Origin of the sequence: Erythrobacter crassostreae (assembly GCF_019204045.1) — a bacterium.
Classification (GTDB): Bacteria; Pseudomonadota; Alphaproteobacteria; order Sphingomonadales; family Sphingomonadaceae; genus Erythrobacter; species Erythrobacter crassostreae.
Genome location: NZ_JAGSPC010000007.1, coordinates 1 through 609, shown reverse-complemented (window position 1 = coordinate 609; position 609 = coordinate 1). Strand labels below are relative to the sequence as shown.

The 609-nt window shown below is 58.0% G+C and carries 1 protein-coding gene; it reads right to left on the bottom strand.

The features are described from left to right. A partial coding sequence (locus KCG46_RS12530; protein ID WP_218405786.1) for an IS6 family transposase occupies nt 1-548 on the bottom strand: 548 nt, incomplete at its 3' end. Nucleotides 549-609: the final 61 nt, after the last annotated feature.

Sequence of the window (609 nt, the reverse complement as noted above, 5' to 3'; positions counted from 1 at the left end):
CTCCGTCGGAATGGCAGGTGGCTATTCTCCGCTCGGTTGTTGGCCCAGCGTCCCACCTCCTGTTTGTCCGTGTTGCCCAGCTTACGCATCGCCGCTTTGTATGAGGTGAGACCGTCTGTGGTAATCTCTTTAGGCGAGCCATGGCGCTTAAGCGCCTTCTTCATGAAGCGCAGTGCTGCCTTTTTGTCGCGGGTCTTGGTGACATAGCTCTCGAAGATCTCACCCTCTTGGTCGACCGCACGCCACAGGTAGTGCAGCTCGCCATTGACCTTCACGTAGACCTCGTCGAGGTGCCATTTCCACTGCCGGAAACCGCGCATCCGACTTACTCGTTGGCGCCGCACATCAGCTGCGAACAGCGGGCCGAACCTGTTCCACCAGTGCCGCACCGTCTCATGACAAATGTCGATCCCTCGCTCGGAGAGCATATCCTCCACGTTCCGCAGCGAAAGTGGAAACCGGACATACATCATCACCACCAGACGGATGATCTCCGGCGATGAATTGAAATAGCGAAACGGGCTAGCTGGTTTCTTGGGTCTGGGCATTGCCGTGCCCTACCCTACCCGGCGAAATCCGCTAGCCGGTGCATTTGCTCTGACAGTGCCC